The organism is Flavobacterium panacis, assembly GCF_024649945.1.
Lineage (GTDB): Bacteria > Bacteroidota > Bacteroidia > Flavobacteriales > Flavobacteriaceae > Flavobacterium > Flavobacterium panacis.
In genome coordinates this window covers 304,144-330,378 of sequence record NZ_JANKMS010000006.1, presented here as the reverse complement: position 1 = coordinate 330,378, position 26,235 = coordinate 304,144, and the positions used below count along the sequence as shown (strand labels likewise).

Annotated in this window: 22 protein-coding genes; 9 read left to right on the top strand and 13 right to left on the bottom strand. The window is 41.1% G+C overall.

All coding sequences use genetic code 11. The annotated features are described in order from the left end of the window. Positions 1 to 7: 7 nt before the first annotated feature. The 7 genes from NQQ59_RS14835 to NQQ59_RS14805 form a co-directional block, all read right to left on the bottom strand. Positions 8 to 3,112, bottom strand: coding sequence for a SusC/RagA family TonB-linked outer membrane protein (locus NQQ59_RS14835; protein ID WP_144219672.1), 3,105 nt, complete (start codon positions 3,110 to 3,112; stop codon positions 8 to 10). Between the two features lie 183 nt (positions 3,113 to 3,295). Next, the gene (locus NQQ59_RS14830; protein WP_144219671.1) at positions 3,296 to 4,912 is read right to left on the bottom strand and encodes a glycoside hydrolase family 32 protein; all 1,617 of its coding nucleotides are present in this window, start codon (positions 4,910 to 4,912) and stop codon (positions 3,296 to 3,298) included. Beyond that, positions 4,875 to 6,233 (bottom strand): sugar porter family MFS transporter, encoded by a 1,359-nt coding sequence (locus tag NQQ59_RS14825; RefSeq protein WP_144219670.1) that lies wholly within the window; start codon positions 6,231 to 6,233, stop codon positions 4,875 to 4,877. Before NQQ59_RS14825 ends, NQQ59_RS14830 begins: the two co-directional genes overlap by 38 nt. A 230-nt stretch (positions 6,234 to 6,463) precedes the next feature. Then, complete coding sequence (locus NQQ59_RS14820; protein ID WP_144219669.1) at positions 6,464 to 9,202, bottom strand: substrate-binding domain-containing protein; 2,739 nt, start codon at positions 9,200 to 9,202, stop codon at positions 6,464 to 6,466. 207 nt (positions 9,203 to 9,409) lie between these two features. After that, the gene (gene mobC / locus NQQ59_RS14815) at positions 9,410 to 11,383 is read right to left on the bottom strand and encodes a conjugal transfer protein MobC (protein ID WP_144219668.1); all 1,974 of its coding nucleotides are present in this window, start codon (positions 11,381 to 11,383) and stop codon (positions 9,410 to 9,412) included. 31 nt (positions 11,384 to 11,414) lie between these two features. Then, positions 11,415 to 12,701: a relaxase/mobilization nuclease domain-containing protein gene (locus NQQ59_RS14810; protein WP_144219667.1), complete on the bottom strand. Its 1,287-nt coding sequence runs from the start codon at positions 12,699 to 12,701 to the stop codon at positions 11,415 to 11,417. Continuing rightward, positions 12,686 to 13,078, bottom strand: a complete 393-nt coding sequence (locus tag NQQ59_RS14805) for a plasmid mobilization protein (RefSeq protein ID WP_144219666.1) — start codon at positions 13,076 to 13,078, stop codon at positions 12,686 to 12,688. Before NQQ59_RS14805 ends, NQQ59_RS14810 begins: the two co-directional genes overlap by 16 nt. Before the next feature lie 300 nt (positions 13,079 to 13,378). Here NQQ59_RS14805 and NQQ59_RS14800 point away from each other — a divergent pair, with 300 nt between their 5' ends. Next, positions 13,379 to 13,672: a hypothetical protein gene (locus NQQ59_RS14800; RefSeq protein WP_144219665.1), complete on the top strand. Its 294-nt coding sequence runs from the start codon at positions 13,379 to 13,381 to the stop codon at positions 13,670 to 13,672. 381 nt (positions 13,673 to 14,053) lie between these two features. Here the strand turns inward: NQQ59_RS14800 and NQQ59_RS14795 are convergent, their stop codons facing one another. Continuing rightward, the gene (locus NQQ59_RS14795; protein WP_144219664.1) at positions 14,054 to 14,521 is read right to left on the bottom strand and encodes a JAB domain-containing protein; all 468 of its coding nucleotides are present in this window, start codon (positions 14,519 to 14,521) and stop codon (positions 14,054 to 14,056) included. Positions 14,522 to 14,907: 386 nt separating this feature from the next. On the opposite strand from NQQ59_RS14795, the gene NQQ59_RS14790 reads away from it, so the two are divergent. The 3 genes from NQQ59_RS14790 (at position 14,908) to NQQ59_RS14780 (ending at position 16,494) form a co-directional block, all read left to right on the top strand. Continuing rightward, positions 14,908 to 15,255 carry a DUF6965 family protein gene (locus tag NQQ59_RS14790; protein WP_144219663.1) on the top strand — a complete coding sequence of 116 codons (348 nt, stop codon included), beginning with the start codon at positions 14,908 to 14,910 and terminating at the stop codon, positions 15,253 to 15,255. Between the two features lie 479 nt (positions 15,256 to 15,734). Continuing rightward, positions 15,735 to 16,115 (top strand): response regulator, encoded by a 381-nt coding sequence (locus tag NQQ59_RS14785; protein WP_144219662.1) that lies wholly within the window; start codon positions 15,735 to 15,737, stop codon positions 16,113 to 16,115. A gap of 115 nt (positions 16,116 to 16,230) precedes the next feature. After that, positions 16,231 to 16,494, top strand: coding sequence for a hypothetical protein (locus tag NQQ59_RS14780; RefSeq protein ID WP_144716306.1), 264 nt, complete (start codon positions 16,231 to 16,233; stop codon positions 16,492 to 16,494). Positions 16,495 to 16,752: 258 nt separating this feature from the next. Here the strand turns inward: NQQ59_RS14780 and NQQ59_RS14775 are convergent, their stop codons facing one another. After that, entirely contained in the window at positions 16,753 to 17,112 is a 360-nt protein-coding gene (locus NQQ59_RS14775; RefSeq protein WP_144219660.1) for a PKD domain-containing protein, read from the bottom strand. Positions 17,113 to 17,554: 442 nt separating this feature from the next. Continuing rightward, positions 17,555 to 18,052 (bottom strand): fasciclin domain-containing protein, encoded by a 498-nt coding sequence (locus tag NQQ59_RS14770; RefSeq protein ID WP_144219659.1) that lies wholly within the window; start codon positions 18,050 to 18,052, stop codon positions 17,555 to 17,557. 157 nt (positions 18,053 to 18,209) lie between these two features. Here NQQ59_RS14770 and NQQ59_RS14765 point away from each other — a divergent pair, with 157 nt between their 5' ends. Then, the gene (locus NQQ59_RS14765; protein WP_144219658.1) at positions 18,210 to 18,479 is read left to right on the top strand and encodes a DUF3606 domain-containing protein; all 270 of its coding nucleotides are present in this window, start codon (positions 18,210 to 18,212) and stop codon (positions 18,477 to 18,479) included. A gap of 349 nt (positions 18,480 to 18,828) precedes the next feature. After that, positions 18,829 to 21,150, top strand: coding sequence for an ATP-dependent helicase (locus NQQ59_RS14760; RefSeq protein ID WP_144219861.1), 2,322 nt, complete (start codon positions 18,829 to 18,831; stop codon positions 21,148 to 21,150). Positions 21,151 to 21,187: 37 nt separating this feature from the next. Here NQQ59_RS14760 and xseB read toward each other — a convergent pair whose 3' ends face one another. The 3 genes from xseB to NQQ59_RS14745 form a co-directional block, all read right to left on the bottom strand. Beyond that, on the bottom strand, positions 21,188 to 21,400 hold the full coding sequence (xseB, locus tag NQQ59_RS14755; protein WP_307777145.1) for an exodeoxyribonuclease VII small subunit: 213 nt from the start codon (positions 21,398 to 21,400) through the stop codon (positions 21,188 to 21,190). Beyond that, positions 21,375 to 22,811 (bottom strand): exodeoxyribonuclease VII large subunit, encoded by a 1,437-nt coding sequence (xseA, locus tag NQQ59_RS14750; RefSeq protein WP_144219657.1) that lies wholly within the window; start codon positions 22,809 to 22,811, stop codon positions 21,375 to 21,377. Before xseA ends, xseB begins: the two co-directional genes overlap by 26 nt. 327 nt (positions 22,812 to 23,138) lie before the next feature. After that, positions 23,139 to 23,384, bottom strand: coding sequence for a hypothetical protein (locus NQQ59_RS14745; protein ID WP_223704959.1), 246 nt, complete (start codon positions 23,382 to 23,384; stop codon positions 23,139 to 23,141). A 395-nt stretch (positions 23,385 to 23,779) separates the two neighbouring features. Here NQQ59_RS14745 and NQQ59_RS14740 point away from each other — a divergent pair, with 395 nt between their 5' ends. The 3 genes from NQQ59_RS14740 (at position 23,780) to NQQ59_RS14730 (ending at position 26,138) form a co-directional block, all read left to right on the top strand. After that, positions 23,780 to 24,025, top strand: a complete 246-nt coding sequence (locus NQQ59_RS14740) for a hypothetical protein (protein ID WP_144219656.1) — start codon at positions 23,780 to 23,782, stop codon at positions 24,023 to 24,025. Positions 24,026 to 24,186: 161 nt separating this feature from the next. After that, the gene (locus NQQ59_RS14735) at positions 24,187 to 24,636 is read left to right on the top strand and encodes a response regulator (RefSeq protein WP_144219655.1); all 450 of its coding nucleotides are present in this window, start codon (positions 24,187 to 24,189) and stop codon (positions 24,634 to 24,636) included. 8 nt (positions 24,637 to 24,644) lie between these two features. After that, positions 24,645 to 26,138, top strand: coding sequence for a PAS domain-containing sensor histidine kinase (locus NQQ59_RS14730; RefSeq protein ID WP_144219654.1), 1,494 nt, complete (start codon positions 24,645 to 24,647; stop codon positions 26,136 to 26,138). Positions 26,139 to 26,235 lie beyond the last annotated feature (97 nt).

Here is a 26,235-nt window from a genome sequence, read left to right as displayed (position 1 = left end):
ATCTTTGTTATAAAGTAAAATTAAGACCAGCAGTAAAAGTTGTTGGCTGTGGATATCCGAAACCTGCATTTTCAGGATCTACGCCTGTGAAGCTTTTTGCATCAAGAATCAATAAATTTTGACCGCTGATGTATAGTCTGAAGCTTTCCATGCTTAGCTTTTTCAATAATTCTTTTGGCAAATTATATCCAAGTTGCAAAACTCTTAATTTAAGGTAACTGCCGTTTTCTACATAATAAGTCGAAAATCTTGACTCCGCATTTCTGTCAACCGTTGTCAAAGCCGGAATAGTCGAATTTGGATTATCCAAAGACCAAGCGTTCAATAAACGAGTTCCTTTGTTTGATCCTACATCATCAACACTCCAAAAATCAGTTTGATATTTTGTATTATTGATTACATCAACATCTGTCGCACCTTCCCAAAAAGTGGTGAAATCAAAGTTTTTATACGATAAGTTCAGATTGATTCCGTACAATAATCCCGGATTTGGGTTTCCAATCCACGTGCGGTCTTTGTCCGTAATTGTTCCGTCGCCGTTTAAATCTTTGTAACGGATTCTTCCAAGGCCTTTTCCTTCCTGAATTGCCGAGTTATCTACCTGATCCTGACTAGTAAACAGTCCATCGGCAACGTAGCCGTACATTGAATTAATTGGACGCCCTAAAATATTATCATTTAGTCCATCACCTCCGTAATTGTTTTTAACTTCATCCGGTAATTTGGTAATCTTGTTTCTATTTGCCGAAATATTTCCAGAGATGTCATATTTCAGTCCAAATGAAGTTTCATCGTGATAGCCCAAAGAAAATTCCCAACCTCTGTTTTCCATAGAAGCTCCGTTTACCCAACGATTTCCTCCTTCTCCAATAACTCCTAAATAAGGTGGCAATACCAAAATATCGTCTGTTTTCTTGATATAATAATCTACAGAACCACTTAATTTTTGTTTGAACAAACCAAAGTCCAAACCAATGTTGGTTTGCGTAGTAGTTTCCCATTTCAAATCGTCATTTCCTGATTGTGTTGCAATAAAACCTGAAGGAAGCAGACCGTTTCCGTTTCCTGCAATATCGTAAGCTGTTCCATAAGAAGTTGCCCAAGTCGGACTTCCGCCGGCGTAACTTGCCAGATAAAGTGAGTAAACCGCTGTATTGCTGATTTCCTGATTACCCGTTTGTCCCCAGCCTGCTCTTAATTTTAAATCCGAAAAGACTGGAACATTGTTTTTAATGAAATTTTCGTTGCTGATTCTCCATCCCGCAGAAACTGCCGGAAATGTACCGAACTGATTGTTTTTTCCAAATCGAGAAGAACCGTCGCGACGGATTGTGGTCGAAACCAAATAACGGTTGTCGAACTCATAATCTGCTTTTCCGAAATAAGAAAGCAAAGAATATACGGTTGAAGTTCCGCTTGTAAAAGATTCTCCAGTTCCAGCATCAGGATACATATAATCTGGAGTTTCGATCAAAAAATCATTCTTACGCAATGTATTGGTATCGTAGGTGTCTTTGTACATTTCGGTTCCAGCCATCAAATTCAGATTGCTTTTTCCAAAATTCAAGCTGTAGATTGCAGTATTTGTCCAAGTCCATTTATCGCTTACAGACTGATCAATGGTAACAGAAGTCTGATCGTTTTGCAAGTAGCCTGATTTGTAGCTTCTTTGTAAAGTACGTTTTTTGTAAAAACCGTAATCCATTCCGAAACTCGTTTTGATATGCAGGTTTTTAATGATTTCCAAATCGGCGTATGCATTACCAAAAAGACGTAAATAATCGTATTTATTGTCTTTGTTGTATTCTAAAAGACGAACCGGATTTTGTCTGTCGTTCATTCCGCCAACCGGTCCTCCCCAACCCATTCCGTCTACGGTATGCACCGGAATAATTGGCAAAGCTCGCAATGCAGGATCCAAAACACCTGGATCTGTAACTTCATTTGTACGGTTTAGACTGAAATTTTCACCAATCACTAGTTTTCCGTCGAAGTATTTGTATGAACTGTTCATTCTTGCTGAGATTCTCTCAAAATCGGTAGTTTTTACAACACCCTGGTTTCCATAATATCCTAAAGAGAAAACATAATTTCCTTTATCAGAAGCATTTGAAACGGACAAATCGTAAGAATTGGCAACTCCGGTTTGAGAAATAGCATCATACCAATCGGTATTTGATGCTTTTAAAGTTTGTTCGTTATCCAAATATTCCGGAACTAGAACTTTATTCAATTGCGGTTTGTTATTATTTACCGACCAATCAAACTGATAGCGTAAATTATTATTGTTCGGATTCAAACCGTCGTTAATATTTGCCTGCCAAAGCGCCTGACCAAACTGATTAGCATTCAATACATCCAGTTTTCTAGAATAATCTGAAAAAGAAGCATACGTACTGAAATTGATTCTCATTTTACCTTCTTTCCCTTTTTTGGTTGTAATGATGATTACACCGTTTGAAGCTCGAGAACCGTAGATACTAGCCGACGAAGCATCTTTTAGCACCTGAATGGTTTCAATATCATTTGGATTCAATTCGTGCATTCCTGATTTGGTCGGCATTCCATCAATTACGTAAAGCGGATCTGTGTTGTTTAAAGTTCCGACACCACGAATCACCACTTTTGTATTTCCTCCGCTTGGCGAACCATCAGAAGAAACCTTGACACCGGCAATTCTTCCCTGCAAAGCTTTAATTGGGTTAGGTTCCGGTTGTTTCGTAACATCTTTCATATTCACAACTGCAACTGCTCCGGTAATATCGGTTTTCTTTTGTTTGGAATATCCGGTTACCACAACTTCATTCAATTGATTGTTGTCGACTTTTAGTGTTACATTGATTGTTTTTTGTCCTTTAACCGAAATCGATTGTGGAGCAAATCCAATAAATGAAACCACAATTGCAGCATCTGAAGCTATGTTTTGAAAGGCAAAATTTCCATCAAAATCAGTAGTTGTACTGTTGTTTGTTCCTGAAATAATCACTGTCGCGCCAGGAAGCGGCATTCCGTCGTCTGAGGAAATTACCGTTCCTTTTATCCCGTTTTCCTGCGCCGTCATGATCAGCATCGGAAAGAAGAAAAATAGAAAATAAATAATCTTACTTTTCATAAATTAATGGTTTTGGTTATATTTAATTGGTTAATTACGTAGTTAGTATTTCGGCTGCCAATTTCAAGCAACCGATTTGTTTCAGAATAAAGCATAAAAGGTCGGAAAGAAATAATCTTTCAAGTTTTTTCAAGCTTTAACAATCATTTCTTCACTAATGAAAAAGTGTTTTGCTATTCTTTTTTAATGACTTTTAGAAAAATTTAATTCCTGAACTTTAAAATTGCTTATCTCCATTTTCTCTTTTGAAGAAATAGAAAGCGCTGAAAATGGTTTGTTTAGAAAGAAGATCTCCGTCATCACTTTTTCACCATTGTTATAAAAGATTTCAATTGAGGTTTTATCCAAAATGATTTTGAACGCAGCTTTTTTTTGGCTTCCCTCCAAAAATGCTTTGCTTACCGTTGAGGCAAATTTATCTGAGAAATCAATGTTACCCGCTTTAGAGCGATCCACAAACAAATAATTTTCCTTGTTGTTTAGTCCAAAACTTAAAGATTCTCCATCAGAATTTGAAAGCGTAAAAGTGTAATCTTCCTGTTTTAGGTTTTTTAAATCTAAACTGATAACTGCCTTTGTCAAGTCGGCTTCTCCGTTTTCAATTAAATTTAAAGCTTCTTTTCCTTTTAAACTTTTTGCTTTGCTTGTTTCGGAAACATAATTATCAAGTTCCTTAACTGGTCTACTTACTAGATTGTAATTGTTTCCTTTTTTTACCAATTGCAATTCACGCGGAATCGTTGTGCTGCTTCTCCAAGTCGTTGTTGGAACCTGCTGTGCATATTCCCAGTTTGACATCCATCCGATAAATAATCGTCTTCCATCTGAACTTGGAACATTATTCCAGGTAACTCCTGCATAATTATCCTTTCCATAATCTGCCCAAACTGCTTTCTCATTATTAACTCTTTGAGCAAAACTTTTATCCATTGTAAAAGTTTTTCCGTCAAAATCTCCAACAAAATACTGAACTCCAGAACCTCCGTTTGGACCACCCGGATTAAGATTTACGATTAAAACCCATTTGGTTTCTTTTGTTCCTTCCACTTTTATTTCAAAGAAATCAGGGCATTCCCAAACACCGCCATGGGCACCGATGTTTTTTCCGAATTCAGATACAAACTCCCAATTTTTCAGATTAGACGATTTATAGAATTGTGCTCTGTCCTGCGCAGCTAAAACCATGATCCATTGTTTGTGCGTTTCATCCCAAGAAACTTTTGGGTCACGGAAATCTCGAATTCCAGGATTTTTCACGACAGGATTTCCTTCCTCAAATTTCTGCCATGTAAAACCGTTATCATTCGAAAAAGCAATATCTTGCCGTTCGACATCAATTTTGCCTTCCTTTTCCTTCGTCATATCATGCAAAGTGTAAACTGCAATAATTGGCGCATTTTTTCCTGTTCCTAAACCAGATGTATTGTGCGTATCGACAACAGCACTTCCGGAAAATATGTATTTGTCTTTATCAGGGTAAATCGCAATTGGCAATTCTTCCCATTTAATTAAATCTTTACTAATAGTATGTCCCCAATGCATTGGTCCCCATGTGTTTCCGTCAGGATAATGCTGGTAAAACAAATGATAACAGCCATTGGCGAAAAACATTCCGTTAGGATCATTCATCCAGCCTTTTTTTGGCGTAAAATGAAAATTTGGTCGATACATTTGTTCTTCCGCTGTGCTTGATACAGTTACGGCAGCAGTTTGTGCAGTTGCAGAAGATGGTTTAAAACCTACTATTGACAGTACGGCAGCACTATAAAGAGCTAACGGCAGATGTTTCTTTGATTTCATTTTTGTGGTTATTTTTTTTAGTTAGTGTTTCACTTAATACTTCTAAAGAGATTCCTTTTGTTTCCGGCATCAGAAAAATTACAAATAATAACTGCAATACCATCATCAGCGTAAAAATAAGGAATACAATTTCTGGTCCGATTTCTGAAAATAACATCGGAATTAAAGACGGAATAATTGCGGCCAAAACCCAATGTACAGAACTTCCAAAGGCTTGTCCCGATGCGCGAATATGATTTGGGAAAATTTCTGAAATAAAAACCCAAATTACCGCACCCTGACCAATTGCATGCGAAGCAATAAAAAGGAATAAGAAAATTGGAACTGACAAACCTCCCCAATTGTAATAAAAAGAAGCCGATACTAGTCCGAGTGAAATAATATATCCAATCGAACCGATGTACATTAACAACTTTCTTCCTAATTTATCGATTAATGCCACACCGATCAAGGTGAAAATAAGATTTGTAACTCCAATTCCGATACTGCTTAATAAGGCTGTATTTTGTCCTAAACCTGCTTCTTCAAAAATTCTTGGTGCATAATATAGAAATGCATTAATTCCTGAAAACTGATTGAAAAAAGCGATTAAGAAAGCCAGAATCAATGGAAAACGATATTTCTTCATGAAGATATTTTCGTGTTTGGTAAAGCTGCTTTCTCGGGAATCATCAATTAAATCTGAAATATTTGCAGACCGATCAATTGTATATAAAACCTTGCGTGCTTCCTCATCGCGGTTTTTAGACAAAAGCCATCTTGGACTTTCCGGGATGGTCAATATAAAAAGTATATAAATCAGAGAAGGAATTGCCTGAACGCCAACCATCCATCTCCAGGCATTTTCGCCAATATCTTTTAGAAAATAATTGGATATGAAAGCAATCAAAATACCTAATACAATATTAAACTGATACAAAGCTACCAATCGTCCTCTTTTATCGGCAGGAGCAATTTCTGAAACATAGGCCGGAGCAGCAATTGTAGAGGCGCCAACTCCTAAACCTCCAATAAATCTAAAAGCAGCAAATACAAATGGATTACTGGCAAAAGCAGCACCAATTGCCGAAGCAAAATATAAAACACCAATCCAGAACAAGGTTTTTTTACGTCCTAATTTATTTGTTGGGATTCCTCCGAAGATTGCACCAACGACAGTTCCCCATAAAGCCATTGCCATTACAACTGAACCATGAAAGGCATCAGATGAATGCCAAAGAAGCTGTAATTGTTTATCAGCTCCAGAAATTACTACGGTATCAAAACCGAAAAGAAAACCTGCCAGTGCAGCAGTAACAGACCAAATCAATATCTTATTCATTGTACATGTATTAAAAACTTGTAGCTAAGATATCTGCAAAAAAAACAACTTATTTTTAATGATGTTACAATTTATTTCTTTAAATATTGAAAGATTGACACTTTAAACTCAAAACCTTTATTTACAATACTTTACGCTTATTAAAAAACTTTTACGAAAACCTTGTAGTTTCGATTTTGTTACATAAACTTCAAAATTGATACCTCAAAAGAAACAATTTCAAATAAAAATTAACTAGACGTTTTATATTCTTTAGGAGAAATTCCAAATTTATTCTTAAAAGCTGTAGAAAAATAGTTTGGAGAAGAGAACCCAAGCGAGTATGCAATCTCTGAAATATTCATTTCATTTGACTTTAAAAGCTCTGCCGCTTTCTCTAATTTGACGTTATTTATATGATCGCTGATGTTAATTCCTATGATAGCTTTTACTTTTCTGTACAACTGAACTCTTGAAACACCTAATTTATCGGCTAAATCTTCAACAGAGAATTTTGGATTCTCTACATTCTTCTTGATGATTTCGTTCATTTTGGTAATAAAAGTCTGTTCCTGATTTCCGAATTTAGATTCTGGTTCAACGCGGTAAATGTTGTTCGTATAATAATAACGGAGCTTTTCCCTGTTGAAAAGCAAACTTGAAATGGATTGTCTTAAAATCGAAAGACTGAAGGGTTTTGTGAGATATTGGTCTACTCCACTCTGCAATCCTTTTAAAACCGATTCTTTATTGCTTTGTGCTGTCAAAATTATGATTGGAATATGTGAAGAACGCAAGTCTTTCTTTAGTTCTTTGCTAATTTCATAACCATCCTTGTCAACTAAATTAATGTCGCAGATGATAATATCTGGAATAATTTCTAAGGCTTTTTCGATTGCATCACTTCCATCAGAAACATAAACTACATATTCATTCGAAAGTTTGGCTTTTAAGAAATTAACCAGATCTACATTGTCTTCTAGGATTAAAAGCGAGTGCTTTTCGGCATCAGAAATAGTGTTTGCTTCTTTCAAATCTGGCTCAATATTCAAATTATCCGTAATTAGACTCGGAATACTCGTTAGATTTTCGGCTTTCTGAATAATTTCAACCGGCTCCAAATGACTGCTTCCTTTCAATAAAGTGATTACAAATTCGCTTCCTTGTTTCGATTTCAATTCGATAGTCCCCTGATGCAGAAGTACAAACTCTTTGGACAAATGCAAACCAATTCCAGAACTGTTTTTATTGTTGTTTGAAGCTCTGAAAAAAGGGTTAAAAACATTTGAAAGCTCATCATCGGGAATTCCGATTCCTGAATCTTTAAAATGAATTTTTACTGTATTATCCTGATTCTCGATAATTGAAATACTTATTTTTCCGTTGTCCGGCGTGAACTTAAAAGCGTTTGAAAGTAAGTTGAAATATACTTTGTCCATCAAACCGCGGTCAATAAACAATTCCAGATTTTTGTTTTTGCAGATTAATTGAAAATCAATATTCCTACGGGCAGCTTCGCCTTTAAAATTAGCCATGACTTCATTGCTAAAATCATAAATTTTGGTATTAGAAGCTCTTAAAGTAAATTTTTGCTCTTCAATTTTTCTGAAATCAAGTAACTGATTGATCAACCTTAATAATCGGTTAGAGTTTTTATGAATGAGTTTCACTTCATCAATCAATGTGGTACCTTTGATTTTGTCATTTTCGATTAAAGATTCCACATAACTCATTATTAAAGTAATCGGCGTTTTGAATTCATGTGATAATCCCGTAAAAAAATTTAATTTTACTTCATTACTTTTTGCCGCGATCTGCGCCATTTCCTGAATTTCATTGTTCTGATCAATTACGGTTTGATTGATTCTCTCCAATTGCTTTTTCTTTTTTGAAATCGAAATCGTCGAATAAATACTGTAGATGGTCAAAGTCAAGATAATTACAAGAAAGAAACTAAGCAATCGAACTAAATTATTCTGTGAGGCATATTCCCTTTCCTGCACTTTAATCGCGCCTTGTTGTGATTCGATTACCAATTGCTGCTGATCAACTTTGTCCATTTGGTTTTCGATAATTTCGGCATTGTTTTTATCAATTACAATAGTATTCAAAATATTGTTTCTGGCAATTGATTCCTTATTGTACATTCTCAAAGCAAGTTTCAAAGCCTCATTTCCTCCGGTTGGATACAAAATTGTACCGTCAAGAACACCGCTTTTAACCAATTCAATTCCGCCATTCACCGTATTCAAGGCATCAACTCCAATAAATTTGATTTTCTTTTCAAGTCCCAAAGTTTTAGCTGTTTCCCATGCACTCAAGGCCATTCTGTCGTTATGAGCAAAAATATATTCAACATTTGGATTCTGCAGAAGAATTTTCTTCAAAGACGCTTTGACCGATTCTTTTTCCCAGTCACCCTGAATAGTGTTTACAATTTTAAAATGCTTATTTTCATTTATAATCTGACTAAAACCAAGTGTTCTTTCATAAGCTGGAGATGATCCCCTGGCGCCCGTAATTTCTATAATTGTGCCAGAACCTTTGCTATGCGAAACGATGTAACGAGCGGCAATTCGGCCAATTTCTATATTATCTGCGCCAAGATAAGCCGTATAACTTTCACCTTCGATCTTCCGATCTACTACAAGAACGGGAATTCCTGCTTTTATCGATTTTTCTACAACTGCCGTTAAAGGCTGGGATTGAATTGGCGATACGATAATTACATCAACCTTATTAGAAATAAAACGCTCAATGTCTTCGATTTGTTTTTCGACATTATTATTGGCATCTTTAATTGTCAGATCGACTTCTGGTTGCAACGAAGCTTCAATTTTTATCGAACTGTTCATTTGTTTGCGCCAATCGTCTGTAGACATCGCCTGCGAGAAACCAACTTTAATTTTGTCCCCTTGCTTTTGTCTGCAAGAAAACAGACTTAATGATGCTGTCAAAACCAACAGAATATATTTTACAAATTGATACATGAGATTATGAGTTATGTAAGTGAAAATGATTTAAAGTAGATGCTATTCTTAACCTGTACCTTATCAAAATATTTAGGAAGGATTATTTTAATAGTACAATTGGGAAGTAAAAAATAAAAAGTAAAATTAAACTTTTATTTTATGTACGCAAATAGACAAATAGTTACATCCAACAAATGGCTATTTTTTTTATCTATAGTATAAAGCTCACCTCTTCTTTTTCCTCACAACCAGATGCTTCAGGGCGGGATCATTCAAAAGCCTTTCCATCTCGGTGTAGATGATCTCCTGCACATCGCGCCTGATCTGCATAAAATTCTGCTGGATCATCCCGTTATCAAGCTTTCGGACAGGTGGTATTTCCTTATAGCCTTCCTCTTCCTTCCTTAAAGCTTCATGGTCGTTTAAAATCGAAGAATGAAACGTTTTCAATTCAATCTTGCAGTTCGGATTGTCCGCCACCATCCCCACGAATTCACCAGAACTCAAAGATGAAATCTTGGACGGCGGCACGGCTGATTCCAGCTGTCTGGAACGGCTGATCGAAGTATCGGAACTGTTTATGGACAAACTCTCCCGGTCCTGCATGATCTTGCCGAAACGCTCCGAAAGCTGTTTGGCCGTGTCTCCCGTAACCTGCCCCGAGATGATGTTTCCCGTGATATTCAGGATCACATCCGCCTGCTCCCGCCCGTAGTCCTTGCGCAGCTGGCTGAAGTCCTGCACGCCAAGGCAGGTACTCACCTTGTTGCTTCTGGCCGTAGCGATCAGGCTGTCCATATTGTTGAGATAGATGGTCGGGAACTCGTCAAATATCAGGCTTGATTTGAGCTTGCCCTTCTTATTTACGAGCTTGATCAGCCGATTCACATAAAGCGACAATACCGCTCCATAGATCTGTATCTTCTGCGGATTGTTTCCCATACAGACTATCTTCGGTTCCTGGGGATTATTGATATCCAAAGTAAAATCATTTCCAGAAAGTACGTAATACAGCTGGGGCGAAGACAGCCTTGCCATGGCGATCTTGGCCGAAGCGATCTGCCCCTCCAATTGGTCCATCGCATCGTTGAGATAGGCATTGACAAAAGGGTTGATGAGCACCTCTATTTCCTTGTCGGTCCGAAGGATCGTGAAGAGGCTGTCGTAATCTATCTGCATGAGTTCGATGACATGCGGCAGGGTGCAGAACTCCCCGCCGTTGTACCTTCTGAGATACCAGATCACGGCCGAAAGGAAATTGATCGGCGACTCCACAAAAAAGTCCCCCTGACGCTTGATCCATTCACGGTTGAGCCCCATCAGAATGGTTCGCGCAGACTCCGACGCATCGGTAATATCCTCCATGCTCTGCGGGTCCAACGGGTTGCATCGGTGCATGATATTATCAAAATTGATGAAGTAGCATTGAGGCAGCACCTTGTACACGTGCTTGTATTTTTCAAAGGTGTTGTAGACGATCCTGGAAAGGTCATCGTACTTGAAATCATAGACAAACATGCTGAAGCCTTTGGCGATGTGCTGGGTGATGACATGGCGTATGACAAAGTAGGATTTCCCGGATCCGGGCGTGCCCAGAACCATCAGCCCTCGGAATGGATTGATGATGTTGATCCAGCTGGAACGGAGCCTGTCCTTAAGACAATACTGCGCAGGAAGATTTATGGAGTATTCGTTTTCCAGCAGGCGTTCCTCCTGCGGAAAAGTCTCGTTTTCGCTGTTGAAGACATCGCCCGTAGCCAGCCTGTTTCTGATCAGTCTGGACATCAATGTGCCTCCCGACAGCACCAGCAGAAATCCCAAAGCAGTTATCAGCATGTACAGCACCGCAGAAGAAAAAAAAAGCAGCAAAAGCCCGCTTAAAAAATACAGCAGCAGACCTGAAACCATCTTATAAAAAGCAGTCTTAAAGACCAGTTTCTCATCCTTTTTTCCCCTGGCGCCCAAAAGTGAAATCAAAAGAAATCCTAGCGCCGCAAGCTTGGAAATATAAAAATTCCGGAACAGTCCCGTCCGATAGGCAGATTCGAGAATCTTATCTCCAAAAGCTCCGGCAATATTCCATAATTTAAAAACTTCATAGCAGTAATAGTAGCAATGCCCGATCAGCAGGATGATGCTGATTAGCCTTGTCATGTCCACTATTTTTCTCAGCGCCTGTTCATTTTCTCCCGTCTGCATGGCTGTAGAATTTAAGTATTGATATTATGTTTCAATTCAGATCCGAACCGCCCCTTTTCCTTCTTCTCCGGCGTTTCCGTTTCAATGCTGCAGGCACAGTATCAGACTGCCATTCCGGTTTGAAAAGCCCTTCCAGTGTCTTGGTGGCACCATCGTTTGAAAAATTTTCAAAAACCTTTTCGGAAGCCGTCCGACTCTGTTCCTTTTGCTCATTATGATCCTTCTGAAGCGCCCTGTCAGCTGATCCATTTTCTCTGATAGAGACATCTTCCCCGCACCTCTCCAGCATCCCTTTGGCGCTGTAATTTTTTCCCAGAGCGCTTCCGTTCAGCACGCATCTGGTGACATGGTCCACATAGGTGATTCCGTAAAGCTGTCCTGCATCACTCTTGCGCAGAACGGCAGCAATCCCTTCTTTTTCAAGTCCTGAAACCAACCTTCCTATATCGATGTTCTTCTTTAGGAACACAGTGTCAACAGCGCTTCGGATCCGCTTCTTTTCAAATACCTTTTCACCACTGTTCAAAGCATATCTGTTTTCCAAAAATGCAAGGGTCGGTCTCATCGAAAAATCGCTCGCCTTGATGGGAACTCCTACCACTTTTCCGTCCCTGTCCAGTATGCGGTATACCAATCCTCCCGCCTTGAAGATCCGTGACTCCTCGCTTCCTCTGTCGGCCCTGATATTGTAGAGCTGCAGCACCGCATTGAGCTCCGCCAGGGAAGTGTATTTATAATCTAAAAGCACCGAGTGCAACACTCCCGAAATGGCTTTCTTGGACTCCATCCTGCCGTACGAAACCCTGCTCACCGCAACAGGCTTTATTAGCGGCATATCCTCCGATTTCCTCCCTTCAGCCCTGACCAGATTGAACTGTTTCTCAATCTCTTTTCTGGCATTTTCGGACTGGTTTTTCCCGATATTCTGCATGTCAATGCGAGAGCCGTCCCCCCTCACTTTTATCGAGACCAGATGGATGTGCGGATGACCTGCGTCGAGATGGCGGTAGACCAGATAGGGCTGCTCACCGAAGCCGATCTTTTCCATATAGGCATCGGCTATCCTCATGAGCTTTTCGGTGGAATAATTCTCCGACGGATGGAAGTTCAGTGAGATGTGCACGCTGTTGCGTCTGACGTTCCCGTTCAGGGCATTCTGATGCAGAAGCCTGTTGAGTTTAATATCCAAAGTCAGGTTCTTAACGGCAGCCGGATAATTGCCTTCCCCGATGCACTGGGCTGCACCTTCCATGACCTTGTTTTCATTGTATCGGAAGATGCTCTGCACCGAATGTCCCGTCTTTATGACTGCAACCATTTCCGTGCTATTTTCGATGCAATTTCCAAGATCGATTCATTCTGGGACAGCAGCCTTTCCCGCTGCGATTCGGTGGCTGAAATCCACTGCCGGAATTCCGGAATCTGATCCAGTGTATGCAGCCTTTTCACGCTCTGGTTGAAGTTGTTTCCAAGGGCCGAAAGCTCCTTTCGAAGACGGATGAATTCGAGCATGAATTCATCCAATGAAGCGTCCCTGTTCTTTATTGTTACCGGCCTGTTCAAGAGGCAGCTTCTGAGGTATTCGCTCATCTGTCTGCAGGTGGTTGCCTTGAACCTTTTCTCTAATCCTGCATACTCAGCAGCGGTAAACCTAACGGCCGCAATGCGAGTCCTGTTTAAATTTTCTTTTCCCATCCTGTTTCCCTTTCATTTCTTCAAACAATCGTATTTTCAGTTTCACTGCCGCGAGTTCCGAGCAGAAGGCAGCCAGATTCGTTTGTTAAACAAACGGACATCTGGCCGACTGCAGGAACGTGGCAGTCTTTCAGCATCACCAAATAGGGAAGCATAAAAAGTCATCCTTTATTCCTATTGAAAACGAAATTAGAAAAGACTGTCCATACCATCCCATCCCGTCCATATTTCGAACGGGGTGTTTTCGGGGCTTCTTGCTATCTTTGAACCAGTTGATTATTAATTTAAAAATGAGGAATTATGCTGACAGAAAATGATGCCGCCCAGGTTTTTGATACCATCATGAGTATCCCGGGCATGAACGAACCAGTGAGGATTGATCTGAAGATTTCACGAAAAAACGTGCTGCTACTGCACCATGTAATCGAGCGAGGACTGCAGCAAAGCGACAGCAGCCCTTCGGTGCTTTTGAAACGCACTGCAGAGGAAAACATCAGTGAATTAAGACAGCTTTCCGCCGACTGCCTGGGCAGGGCCGGACTTGCGGAACTCAATGAAAAACTGACCCAAATCGGTGCGGAAAAAAAACAGTAATAAGCAGAAAGAAGAGCCGTTAACAAGAAGCTTAACGGCTTTTTTTTTAAAGGCATCAGACCAAAAGGCCGCCTATTCCTCTAAACGAAAAAACTCCCTAAAAATAGGGAGTCCTTCGGCAGCCGGCGGGTGCCTGAAATGGTATGCGGTAACTAACTAAATCATTGGACAGAACCTCCAGACGAACCCCGCCGGTCCCCTGTTATTTTTCTGAACGATTATAAAAAGCATCATTACCGTGTAGAGACAAATTTACTGCAGTAAATCAGTTTAAGGCTTACAGAATCTTCCCCTGCCTTTACAGGATTATAAGTTTGTCATGACAGACTTCCGGCACTGCATCAGTATTCAATCTAAAACTACAGGAACAGAAAAAGGCGCCTACAAGGCGCCTTCATCCACAAAGGAATAGTAGGTATCATCGGTCACGATCAGATGGTCCAGCAGCTTGATGTCCAGCAGCTCCCCTGCCGACTTGATCTTTCTGGTGATGGCTTTGTCCGCCTCCGAAGGATTGGTCTTTCCCGAGGGATGATTGTGGGAGATGATGATCCCCACTGCATTCGCTTTCAGAGCAGAAGCGAACAGCAATCTGATATCCACAACGGTGCCTGCTATGCCTCCCGAGGATGCCTGGTAGACGCCAAGCACCTTGTTGGCCTGGTTGAGCAGCAGGACCTTGAACTGCTCGATGAATTCGATCTTGTCGGAATCCCAGCATTCCATCAAGATTGCATAGGCGGATTTGGAGGAAGTGATCTTCGGCCTGTCGGAGCTCTTCATTCTGGTTTTATAGATCAGGTCTATTTCCGATACGGTTTTCCAGCTGCTGTCTTGTTGTGCTTTCATGGCTTTTACTATTTAAGATTAATAACAGCACCTGCACCGGGCATAGGAAAGCGAGCGCAGAAAGCAACGCAATAAAGCAGGACGGATGTCCTGTATTTATGGGGGAATTTTTTGCAGCGAACCGTCCTCCTGTGCCCGAACTTTGTGATGAGATTAAACTAAATAGGCTTCTTCACCCAAAGCGGCTTGCTTTAAAGAATCCTAACTGCAAACAGAAGGAATTGAACCAATGGAACGCATAAAAAGCAAGACTAAAAAAAACATCGAAGGACAACACGCTGGCCTTCAAAACAGTAAGGAAAAAGAAGGCTGAGATCCAATCTTGTCTAGATCCAAACATCCCATTCTGCCTTGCCTTTTGGTACCTTTTTGCCTAATTTTGCAGTATGAATTACGAAGACATCAAACGCCATTTTGAAAGCAGCCCCCCGCCCAAAGAAGTGAAATGGACCCAGTGGGCATATATCTCCGATACGCAGCAGTTTTTAAAGAGCTGCTATATCGGAATCAGAAACTTCAACGGCCCTTTGGACCGCTGCCCGGCATGGTGGCATTTGAGGGATTTTTATATCCTGATGAAGAAAACTTCCCAGCAGAATGCCGCAGCAGAAGGAAATCAATTGGAAGAAAATCCAGCAGGAGAAGTTGCTGCAGAACAGCACCCGCCGCAGACCGAAACGGACGGTGCCTCCACAGAGGAAATTTCCCAAGCGGAAGCTGAAACAGCCGTCTAAAAAAGACCCGAAAATTCAACTGCTTTATTATAAAAAACAGCCCTGCTTTTCATCTGCAGGGCTGTCTGCATCAAAGACTGTTTTGACATTATCCCGGCCTTTGAGAATTAAGGGCGCTGTGCACAAGGCTGTCTAAAAACTGCCTGCTCAGGATTCCTGCTCCCTAAGGAAGCCTATCGCGTAAAAGACAAAAAATCTGCTCTACAGAATATAATCTTTGAGATAAATCATGCAGTAAAAAGGCAGATCTGCGTTATATCTTTACAGTGATCGGCACATAATGCCGGATACTCCCCATACAGATAAGTATAAAATGAAGATTATGTTTATGGACAGGCCCGCAGATAGGAGAATCAATATTTCAAATATGCCGGGCTTGCTGACTTAGGCCTGCACAATAAAAATGGGAATTCTATAATCTATTGCTAAAATTAAATAAAAGAAGCCTGCCGCCAGCCTTTTAAATTAGCTTTTCTTTTATGGGATATAAAAACATTCTACTGATTGATTATACAAATGGGGCGCAGGGGGTTATGGCCGCTATAAATGCTGTAGACGACAGAATTAAAAGCACCGTTGAAGACAATGCCCTGCAGGCGCTTAAAAAACCCAGTGAAACAAATGCCTTTCCTGATTTGATTTTTCTGCACTACCATATGCCTCATATACAGGAAGGAGAATTTGTTGAACTGCTGCGAAGCATTAAAGGACTCAGGAAAGTTCCAATTGTTCTTTATTGCAGCCATTCTTCTGAAGCTGTTAAAAATGCCGCAGAAAAACACAAAGCAGTGTGGTATATAGAAAAACAGAATAATTTAAAGAGCATTACAAAATCCGTGAAAGAAATTATCAGCTGCTAATAGCATCCTCTTGCTGCATACCGGGCCTTAAGGCCTTTAGCTAAGCCAAAGCATGAAGGAAATGTACCATAAAGAATCTTTAAAATAAGAGTTTTTTTATCTTGAAGCAAATAACATGAAATCAAAATATATGTACACTCAAAAACAGGCACAACAGCTCTGCCGTTATTACAATAGCAGAATAATGGGGAAACCCATTTACAGATTCAAATTGAAATCACCTTCAATTGCAGCTGTAAGTATAGAAGAGATTGCAAAAAATGAATTTGACATTATCTGCTACACCAAAAGTTCTGAAGGCATCGGCTTTTTCAGGGATATCCGCTCTGCTGCCAAAGAACTGGGACTGCCTGCTCCGGCAAAGATATTGGCGGGCTGATACAGGTAATATCTTATAATTTCTGCTTATCAAGATATTTACATATTAATTTCTTACAGATCCTCTCTAAAATCATCAATTGCCCAATTAGCTTTCCAGCCCCGAATGCTCCGCCAATTCGATGGCTCCCGAGCGGAAGGCACACCGTGGAGAGCTTTCAAAATAATATTAAGTGCAAATTGGCTCAGTATGCGATTATTATCTGCTATTCGCCTGAGGAAGTTAATTCCAGGCCAGGCTTAAATATAATATTGCAGTTTAATCTACAGTAACTCCTTTTTTATGGGTTGAAGTGCAATTTGATTTATTGATTGCAACTGTCGCATCTGCCTGAACATTGTAAGCACCTGCCGAAGCATAAGTATGGGAAACCGTCGGTCCATTGACCGTTTCGGTCTTTCCGTCACCGAATGTCCATTTAACAGATTTCAGAGTTCCCGATCCGCTGTATTCTATTGTATAATTTATTTTCTTTGCGTCCGCTGCATCTGCTGCATGTTTTAAAGTTACAAATGCAGATTCGCCCAGGCAATCCACAATTGATTCTTCAATGTCCTTACCGCATGATGTAACAAAAATAGCTGTCATTACTATCAAAATCTGTCCAATTTTTTTCATTTCAGAATTTTTTAAATTTGCTATGTAAATATAATTCTTACAAATAAACTGACAAGCAAAATCCATAATTAATTTGTCCTGTACAAGCCACAAAGCAAACCCAGACAAAACTGCAGATTCAAAGATTAGAAACTGCCTGCCTATCACCATTACCGCTCCTGCTTTGCCCGTGCAGAAAAAATAGATTAAAGCCAATACGGACTGCATACCTATCTACCTGCCTTTCCTAAAATATTTGGGAAGATGGAATAAAAGAAAAATTACAAGAATTATCAATACAATTTCCATTTTTGAGTTTTACTAGGTTTTAAAATATAAAATTAGACTATAATTGAGCTGTAATTACGGCAATCAATTAAGATTATAGAGATCAATATAGAGATAAAAGCAAAAAAGCCTGTGAAATAACTTCTCAGGCTTTTTTGTCCATATAAATCCAGCACTACATTTTTGGAAGCAGCACCGCATCCACTACGTGTATAACTCCATTTGACAGGTTCACGTCAGAAATGGTAACTTTTGACTTGTTGCCGTTTTCATCCGTAATATAAAGGTCTTTGCCTTCCATCCAAGCAGTGAGCGTTCCTCCGCTGACAGTTTTTAAAGATGCTTTTCCCTTGCCTGCCTTTATCGTTTTGGCAATATCAGAAGCATTCATCTTGCCTGCCACCACATGATAAGTCAAGATTATCTGTAAAGTTTTAATATTTTCAGGTTTCAGTAAATTATCAATTGTGCCTGCAGGCAGTTTGGCAAATGCTTCATTTGTCGGAGCAAAAACGGTAAAAGGGCCTTTACCCTGAAGCGTTTCAACCAACCCTGCCGCTTTCACTGCCGCAACAAGTGTGGTGTCGTATTTTGAGTTTACCGCATTTTCAATGATGTTTTTACTTGTACACATAGCCGCTCCTCCAACCCTTTTTTTATTCTGAAATTTCATCAATACCGTTAAAGCAAAAAAATATGCATCTGCTGCTACAAGAAGAAATTTTCAAAACACTGATAATCATAGCAATCCTGTAATAGTCACGTTTTATAATATAACAGCATTCTGTTCCATGATGGTAACTTTGGATAAATCCTAAAATTTAAAAATCATGGAAAGTAATAACAGCACAGGACATACGGATGATATGCATATCGATATCTCGCAGCAGGCAGAAATCCAGCAGTGGGCGGAAAAGCTTAATGTCCCTGAAGAGATTTTGAAAGATGCCGTAAGGGCTGCCGGCACAACGGTGGAGGAAGTGGTGGAACACCTTAATGAGAATGCACCTTCGAGGGAAAGTGCCTCGGAAACGGTGCGTCTTAAAGACGGCCCATGGCATGAGGGAACAGAGCCTTTAGAAGATTACAGGACAGACTGAAAACATTGTCTTTTATGGCCGTCATATTTAGAACCATGGCAGGAATTAAAATTTTGAAGCAATTGTAATCTACAAATTATACAAAATCAAAATTATGCCAAGAGAAAGGCGAATCCGCACCGAATCCTGAAGGGAATTTTATAATTAGACAATTATCCGATTCGCTTCAGGATTTTTTATTTTGGACAGCGGACTGTCTTTTATGGCATTCATTGCAACGATCCCCAAAACCAAATCGGACCTCATCCTGCCGCGCTTTTCAATAAATTGCCTAAATTTGCGGCGCAGGCCATTTGATCTGTCTGCCCGCACAAACCAAAATAGAGATCAAAAAATATCCTTCTTGAAAATGAACGATCCGATTCTAGAAAAACTTAATCCGAGCCAGCTTCAGGCCGTAAAAACCACGGAAGGCTACGTGCGTGTCATTGCCGGCGCCGGGTCGGGAAAAACCAAGGCGCTTACCTCCCGCTTTGCCTACATTGTGGACAGGCTGGGCATCAACTCCTCCAATATCCTCTGTGTGACCTTCACCAACAAGGCGGCGCAGGAAATGAAAAAACGTGTCAAGGCGCTGATCGGGGATCTGTACGATGTGAGCTTCATCACCACCTATCACGGCTTCTGCGTGCGATTCCTTCGCGAGGAGATCAATAAAATCCACTATCCCAAGAATTTTATCATACTGGATGCCGAAGACCAGAAAACCATCCTAAGGGAGGTGTTCACGGAACTCGACATCAATTCCAAAAACCTGACCTTCAAACAGGTGCAGCGTTTCATTTCCAAACAGAAGAGCACTTCGGACTATCTGGGCTATATGATTGAGAACAAAAGTTTCGAGGCTGATGAAAAAGACTCGCTTTCCAGCCGTGTATACCAGAAATACCTCGACAAGCAGAAGCGCAATTATGCGCTGGACTTTGACGATCTGATCCATTTTACGGCTTTTATCCTGGACAGCAATCCCGATGTGCTTGCCAAGTGGCAGGAAATGCTGCACTACATACAGGTGGATGAGGCGCAGGACAGCTCCGACAGCCAGTTCCACCTCGTAGAAATGCTCTCGCGTGTGCACCAGAACCTTTTTCTGGTAGGCGATCCCGACCAGACGATCTACGAGTGGCGCGGGGCAAAACCCGAATATCTGGTGGAATTCGACAGGATGTTCCCAGACACGAAGACCATCATCATGAACCAGAATTACCGCTCGACACCCAACATCCTTAAAGTGGGCAACCATATCATTAAAAACAATACCGTAAGGGTGGACAAGGATATGGTCACCGAGAATCCTGAAGGCGTCGAGGTGGTGCACTTCCACGGCAGGAATGATTTTGAGGAAACCTTCTGGGTGGCTTCCGAAATCAAGGAAATCCTAAAAACGGAAAACGCCGCCTATTCGGATATCACCATCCTGTACCGTTCCAACCACCTCTCAAGAAATATCGAACAGGCGCTGATCAAGGAAAACATTCCCTACGCTATTTTCGGAGGTGTAAGATTCTTTGAGCGAAAGGAAATCAAAGACGTCCTTTCCTTCCTCCGGCTGATCCTACAGGGGGACAACTTCTCGTTCCTGCGCATGTTCAACCACCCGACAAGGGGACTCGGAAAGAAGTTCCTTGAAAGGCTGAGCCTGCTGGCAAACGAACAGAACCTTTCGCTGCTTGAGGCTTTGCAGAACAATATAGAGGACAAGGAACTCAATAAAAAAGGGGCTTTTGATTTTCTGGCTCTGGTCGCAGATCTGAAAATAGATGCCCAAAGCAATTCGATCTCGGACCTGGTGAAGATCATACTCGATAAAAGCGGGCTCTCGGAACTCTACCGCAAGGACGGCGATGAGGACAGGCTCGAGAACATCAAGGAGCTTGTCAGCTCGATGATGCTTTTGGAAAAGGAAAACAACGGACCGGTGGATATAGTGGAATATCTTCAGGAAATAGCGCTTTACACTGATATGGACAAAGACGCCGAAAACCAGGACAAGGTGCGCCTTATGACCATCCACATCTCCAAAGGCCTCGAGTTTCCGTATGTGTTCCTGTGCGGTTTCACCGAAGGGGTGCTGCCAAGCGCACTATCGATAAAGGAAAGGAGAAAGCGCGCCATAGAGGAGGAGAGAAGGCTGATGTATGTCGCTGTGACGCGCGCCGAGAAAAGGTTCTACATGACCGACTCTGAAGGCTTCAACTTCACCACCGGACTGAACAAATACCCGTCAAGGTTCCTCTTTGAGATCAAGGAGGAATTTTATGTGCGCAAAGGAAAGCTCTCACCCGAAATAATCCAGGCTTCGCAGGCCACGTCAGCATCTTCGGCAAGAGCTGAAGACACCGCTTTCAAAGAAGGGGATCTGGTGATGCATCCCGTATGGAACAAAGGAAAGGTCCAGACAGTGGACAGGGAGAAAAACCAGTACATCGTATACTTTTATGAAATGGACAAGGAAAAGCCGATTGATTTTGCTTTCCGCTTTCTAGAACCTGCACCAGATGAAAAAGAGGATCCTGACTCACCTGCCGATCTTTTAAGCCTGCACGAGGACTTGAAAACGGCCCCCGATCCATTTGCTGAAACTGAATCTCCAAAGGATCTTTTTCAGCAGGACTCTGATATTTTTCAAAACGGTCTGGATGAAGAAGCTAAAAGATGGCCGGAAAGCTGAGACGCATAGTCTGTTTTACGCCTCAGCCTGTTTTTTTTTAGGCTTCTTTCTGATTTTCCATTGCGTCGATAATCTTCCCCACTTCCGTTTCGGTGGCTTTAAGCCTCCCTTGGCAGAAGGCAATAAGCTCCGATGCCCTTTTCACTTTCGCGGCAAGCTCGTCCACCGAAATGGTCTCGTTCTCTATTTCCTTTGAAATGGCCGAAAGCTCATTCCATGCCGATTCATAAGTCAGTTTCTCTTCCATCATATTGTATTTTTTCTTTAACGGTGCTTTTAATCACGGTATCGTGGAGGATCACTTCTATATCCTCTCCTATTTTTATATTTTCACCTGTCCCTGCAATCTTTCCATTTGCTTTTACGATCGCATATCCCTTCTTTAGGATATTCTGCGGGGACATCAGTTTTATGCTTTTATCCAGATGATCCAGATGAAGTCTCCTGCCTCGCAGATATCCAGACGCAAAGCGCTTGAGGTTTTCCGCCAGAAAATCCACATCGCTTTTCTTGCGTCGCAGCAGCTTCTGTGAAAACTGCAGTGCCAGATGGGCTTTCAGCGAAAGCTTTTTCTGATGCTCGTGCAGTATGTCTTTAGCGTCCGCTGCGATGCTCTGATTGGCAGAGGCCAGCTGCTGCCTGTGCTGGGAGAGAAGCTCCCTGGTTTTTCTTGAAATATGCCGCTTCTGCTCTTCGAGCGCTTTCGAATGGCGCAGCAGAAGTTGCTGGGATCTGATCACGATATGCTGCTGCAGGGATAACAGCCTCGTTTCAAAACTGCGGTTATGCGCAATAATGAACTCTGCCGCCTTAGTCGGGGTTTTGGTATGGGTATGGGCCATCAGATCGGTGATGCTGACATTCTTCTGGTGCCCGATCCCCGTTAGGATCGGAATGGGAAACTTGGCCACTGCGCGTCCGATCTGGTAGTTGTCAAAAATCAGGAAATCCGACTGCGACCCGCCTCCCCTTGTAATGACGATGGCATCATAGGGTATCTTGGTGTTGTAGACCTCTATAAGCTTGTTTAGGAACAGTTTGGCGTTATTGTCTCCCTGCACAACAGTGTTGTAATCGTCAATCTGGAAAGCGTATCCGAAATCATTGTGCTGCAGAGTATGGCGGAAATCCTCATTCCCTGCAGAGTTGCTTGCCGATATCACGGCAACCCTCTGTATGGCAATGGGCAGCTGCAGACGGCTGTTGAGGGTGGAATAGCCTTCCGCTGTTTTGATGATGAAATCATTTTCCTCTACAAGCCTTGCAAGGGTGGCATTGCGCTGCTGCTCCAGTACGCCGAGGGTAAAATTCACATCGATATCCAGCACGTTTACCGACAGCCCGTAGAGCAGATGATAGTCTACGCTCACCTTTACCAGCACATGCAGATTGTTGGTGAAGCGCTGTCCGGTCTTCTTTTCAAAATCCGAAAGGTTCACTGCTCCCTCGCCCCATGCCTTGCCCATGATCTTGGCGGTTATGGCGCTGTTCTTTTCCGCTTTCTCCACCAGCTCAAAATAATGGATCTTCCTGTCGGCCTTGAAGGAATGATTGGTAATATCAGCCACAACCCAGTACGTCTGTCCCCTGAAGCGGGAACTGATCGCGTCCTGGATCCGGTCATTGAGCTGCGAGAGTCTGATATACTGTTCTGGTCCCATCGTTTTTTAATGCCTATGCCTTGTTTTTTTGCTGACTGCTAAGTTAGCCATTCTGGATCGGAATCTCAAATGCATAAAAATTAGAGGAAGAAGTTTTCAATTCAAAACAGGTTGAAGAAGATTGCTGCAATGCAGTGGAATTAAGAACAAACCTTCCCAGTACCGTAAGGAGATTGCGAGTCTGCTTTGCGATAACCTGCAACAGATAGGAAGAGCATAAAAAAAGAAAGCCTATAATTGCATTGGCTTTCTGTGGCGGCAAACTAAAAACTAAAAAGCCCGCCAGACCGAAGGCCAGCGGGCTCCCTATGATAAAGAACCTTTTAATTATTTGATGCTGACGGCCCTCTGAAGGCTTTCCTTGTCGATAAAGACCGCAATATACTGCTGGACTTCATTTTTTTTTTCGGTCGCCGTCTCAAAGGTATTGATGTGATAATCTTCGTCCTGATCCAAAATATGGATAATCTCGGTGTAGCCTTTTGAAATCAGGCTGCCTTTGAGTTTTAGTATCGTATGCTGCTCTCGCGCATCCAAATCTTTTCTCACCTTTAGCTGTATCGTTTTTTCCATTGTGAAAGATCTGCTGTTTTAGTATAATTAATCAAATATAATTATTTAGATATGATGCACACTTATTGGCAATGTTAAAAAAATAGTTAAATCACTTCATTAAAAAAATTGAATAAACGACTAGCTGTGAATTTAATCTTGCCCAGATTATACTCAACAGCTTAAAAACTATTTTCCATCGCAAGACATTCATCTTCTGGAGATTCATATCAAAAAATACCTCCGTTCTTACATCCGGGATAACTGATTGCAGATCAACTGAAATTGGAAATTGATTTATTTACACAATGAAATTATGTAAAGACACACCGTAATTCTATAATCGAAAGCCTGCAGATAAATTTACTTTTGATAAAATTTAAAATGCTAAGGCAGGCCTCTATATTTATATAATAATGAAATCACTAACCTTTTCCAGCTTCAGGAAGAAATCAGATAAGACCTTTCGTTTCATCTGCGCTCAAAATTCCGCAGAAACAGTATTTGCGGCTCAAAAACAGCAGACGGCGGCAATACCGGATCTCTATCATAGGCAAGACGATGAGCCGGACTTTGATTGTGATTTCTTGAAGGATACAAATATTTTGCAGCGACAAAACAATAGAGCCCCAATGGGGACCAGCACATTCAGATCATTATAATGGAAACCGGCGGAATAGCAATCTACGACCATATCTATATCTAGATTCACATTATTAAAGCGGTGTGCATTTTTAAAATATAACAAAATTCAAACCGTAAAACAGAGATAAGCTATTAAAATTGTATATTTGAGATACCTGCACTTAAGCAGAACCCTATTATGACTAAAAAAATATTCAGGCATGTCCTGCTGGCCGATGACGATATAGATGACTGCGATTTTTTTTCTGATATTTTTTCAGAACAGTTTCCTGATTTAAAACTCTCCATTTCATACAACGGATCAAAATTGATCAATCTGCTTGAAGGCCCTCCGGAGCCTGCAGCAGATTTGATTTTTCTGGATCTTAACATGCCTGTTCTCTCAGGACCGGAATGTTTGAAAAAAATAAGGGAATCACAGCATCTCAAACATCATGTTATTGTCATTTTTACCACCAGCAGCAATCCGGCCGACATTCAAAGAATGTACGAGCTGGGGGCCGATTACTTCATTACAAAGCCTGCCGACTACAGTAAAATGGCACAACTGATCAACAAAGCGGTTAAACTGGTATCTGAAAATGACAACAGACAGCCAGCTTTTGAAAACTTCTACATTACAATTTAACTGGTATTATGACGAATCTTCCAGAATCAATGAGAGAAAGTGTATTGCGTGACGTTATAGATACGGCACCTTTCCCGATAGGGTTATACACTGGTTATAACATGAAAATAGTCCTGGCCAACAAGTGTATGATTAAGACATATGGAAAGGGACCTGATGTAATAGGAACCAACTACACTGAAATCCTTCCCGAACTTAAAAATCAGGAAATATTCGAACAGCTGAGAGAGGTGCTCCATACCGGAAGACCTTTCGAGGCAAAAAATGCTAGGGTAGACATTGTTGTGGAGGGTATCCTAAAACCGCATTACTTCAATTACAATTTCACCCCTATATTTGATGTGGAAGGAAAAGTATACGGAGTCATGAATACGGCGGCAGAGGTTACCGAACTCAATGTAGCCAGACAGCAGACCATAGAAATTGAAAAAAGATTAAGACTGGCTGTTGATGCCGCACAGCTGGGGACATTTGAAATTGATACGGATAAGGGAACTATTACCGGCTCCAAACGTTTTTTAAGCTTTTTTGAAAAAGATAGTGAAATTTCACTTTCAGACTTAAACGACCTGATTTATACGGAAGATTTGGCATTGTGGCAGGATACCCTAAAAAACCTGACTCGCATGGGAGACCTGAACTGCGAAATCAGAGTAGCAGTCAATGATACGCTGTACTGGCTTAGATTTTCAGGATCGCTTTCCGAGAGTGACAACAAAGAAAATATTATTGTGGGAATTGCCCAGGACATTACGCAGCAGAAAAAAAACGCTCAGGAGCTCCTGCAGCTGGTAGAACAGCGCACTATGGAACTCACACGCTCCAATGATGATCTCAAACAGTTTGGTCATGTGATCAGCCATGACCTTAAGGAGCCAGTGCGCAAGATTTTATTGTTTTCCGATATTTTAAAACAGGAAACTGCCAAGGGACAGATGCCGCGAATCAGCCAGTATGCCAATAAATTGAACAAAAGCGCCGAACGTCTTACAGAAATGATCGATTCCATATTGAATTATTCTTCAGCCGGCAGCCCAGAGGTAGAAGAAGAAGTGGATCTTAATGAAACGATAGAAAGCATTAAGGAGGATCTTGAAATAAAGATACTCGAAAAATCTGCCGTAATAGAACATTCCAAAATGCCGACGGTGAGAGGGTCTAAAATTTTGTTCCATCAGCTTTTTTACAATCTGATAGCCAATTCTTTGAAATTCTCACGCGAAAACTGTGACTCCCGCATCAAAATACAATGCAGCTCTGATGAAGGCAATTTAAAAATTACCGTATCGGACAACGGTATCGGAATTGCTCCCGAAAACTCGATAAAAATCTTTAATGCCTTTGAGAGGCTTCATTCCAAAGACCAGTATGAAGGAACAGGCTTAGGACTGTCACTCTGCAAAAAAATTACCGAAAGACATAATGGACAGCTTAAAAATATTACTGTCGAAGGTTCCGGCGCCGTATTTGAAATGACCTTCCCTGCAGATATTTTATCTTAATATTCATCAGCACACGAAAGAAAGCCAGACATTATGCAGTTTGTGCTATTGGAGTTTCATGCATTATTATGAATCCTGCCACTGTGCAGAAAAGAGA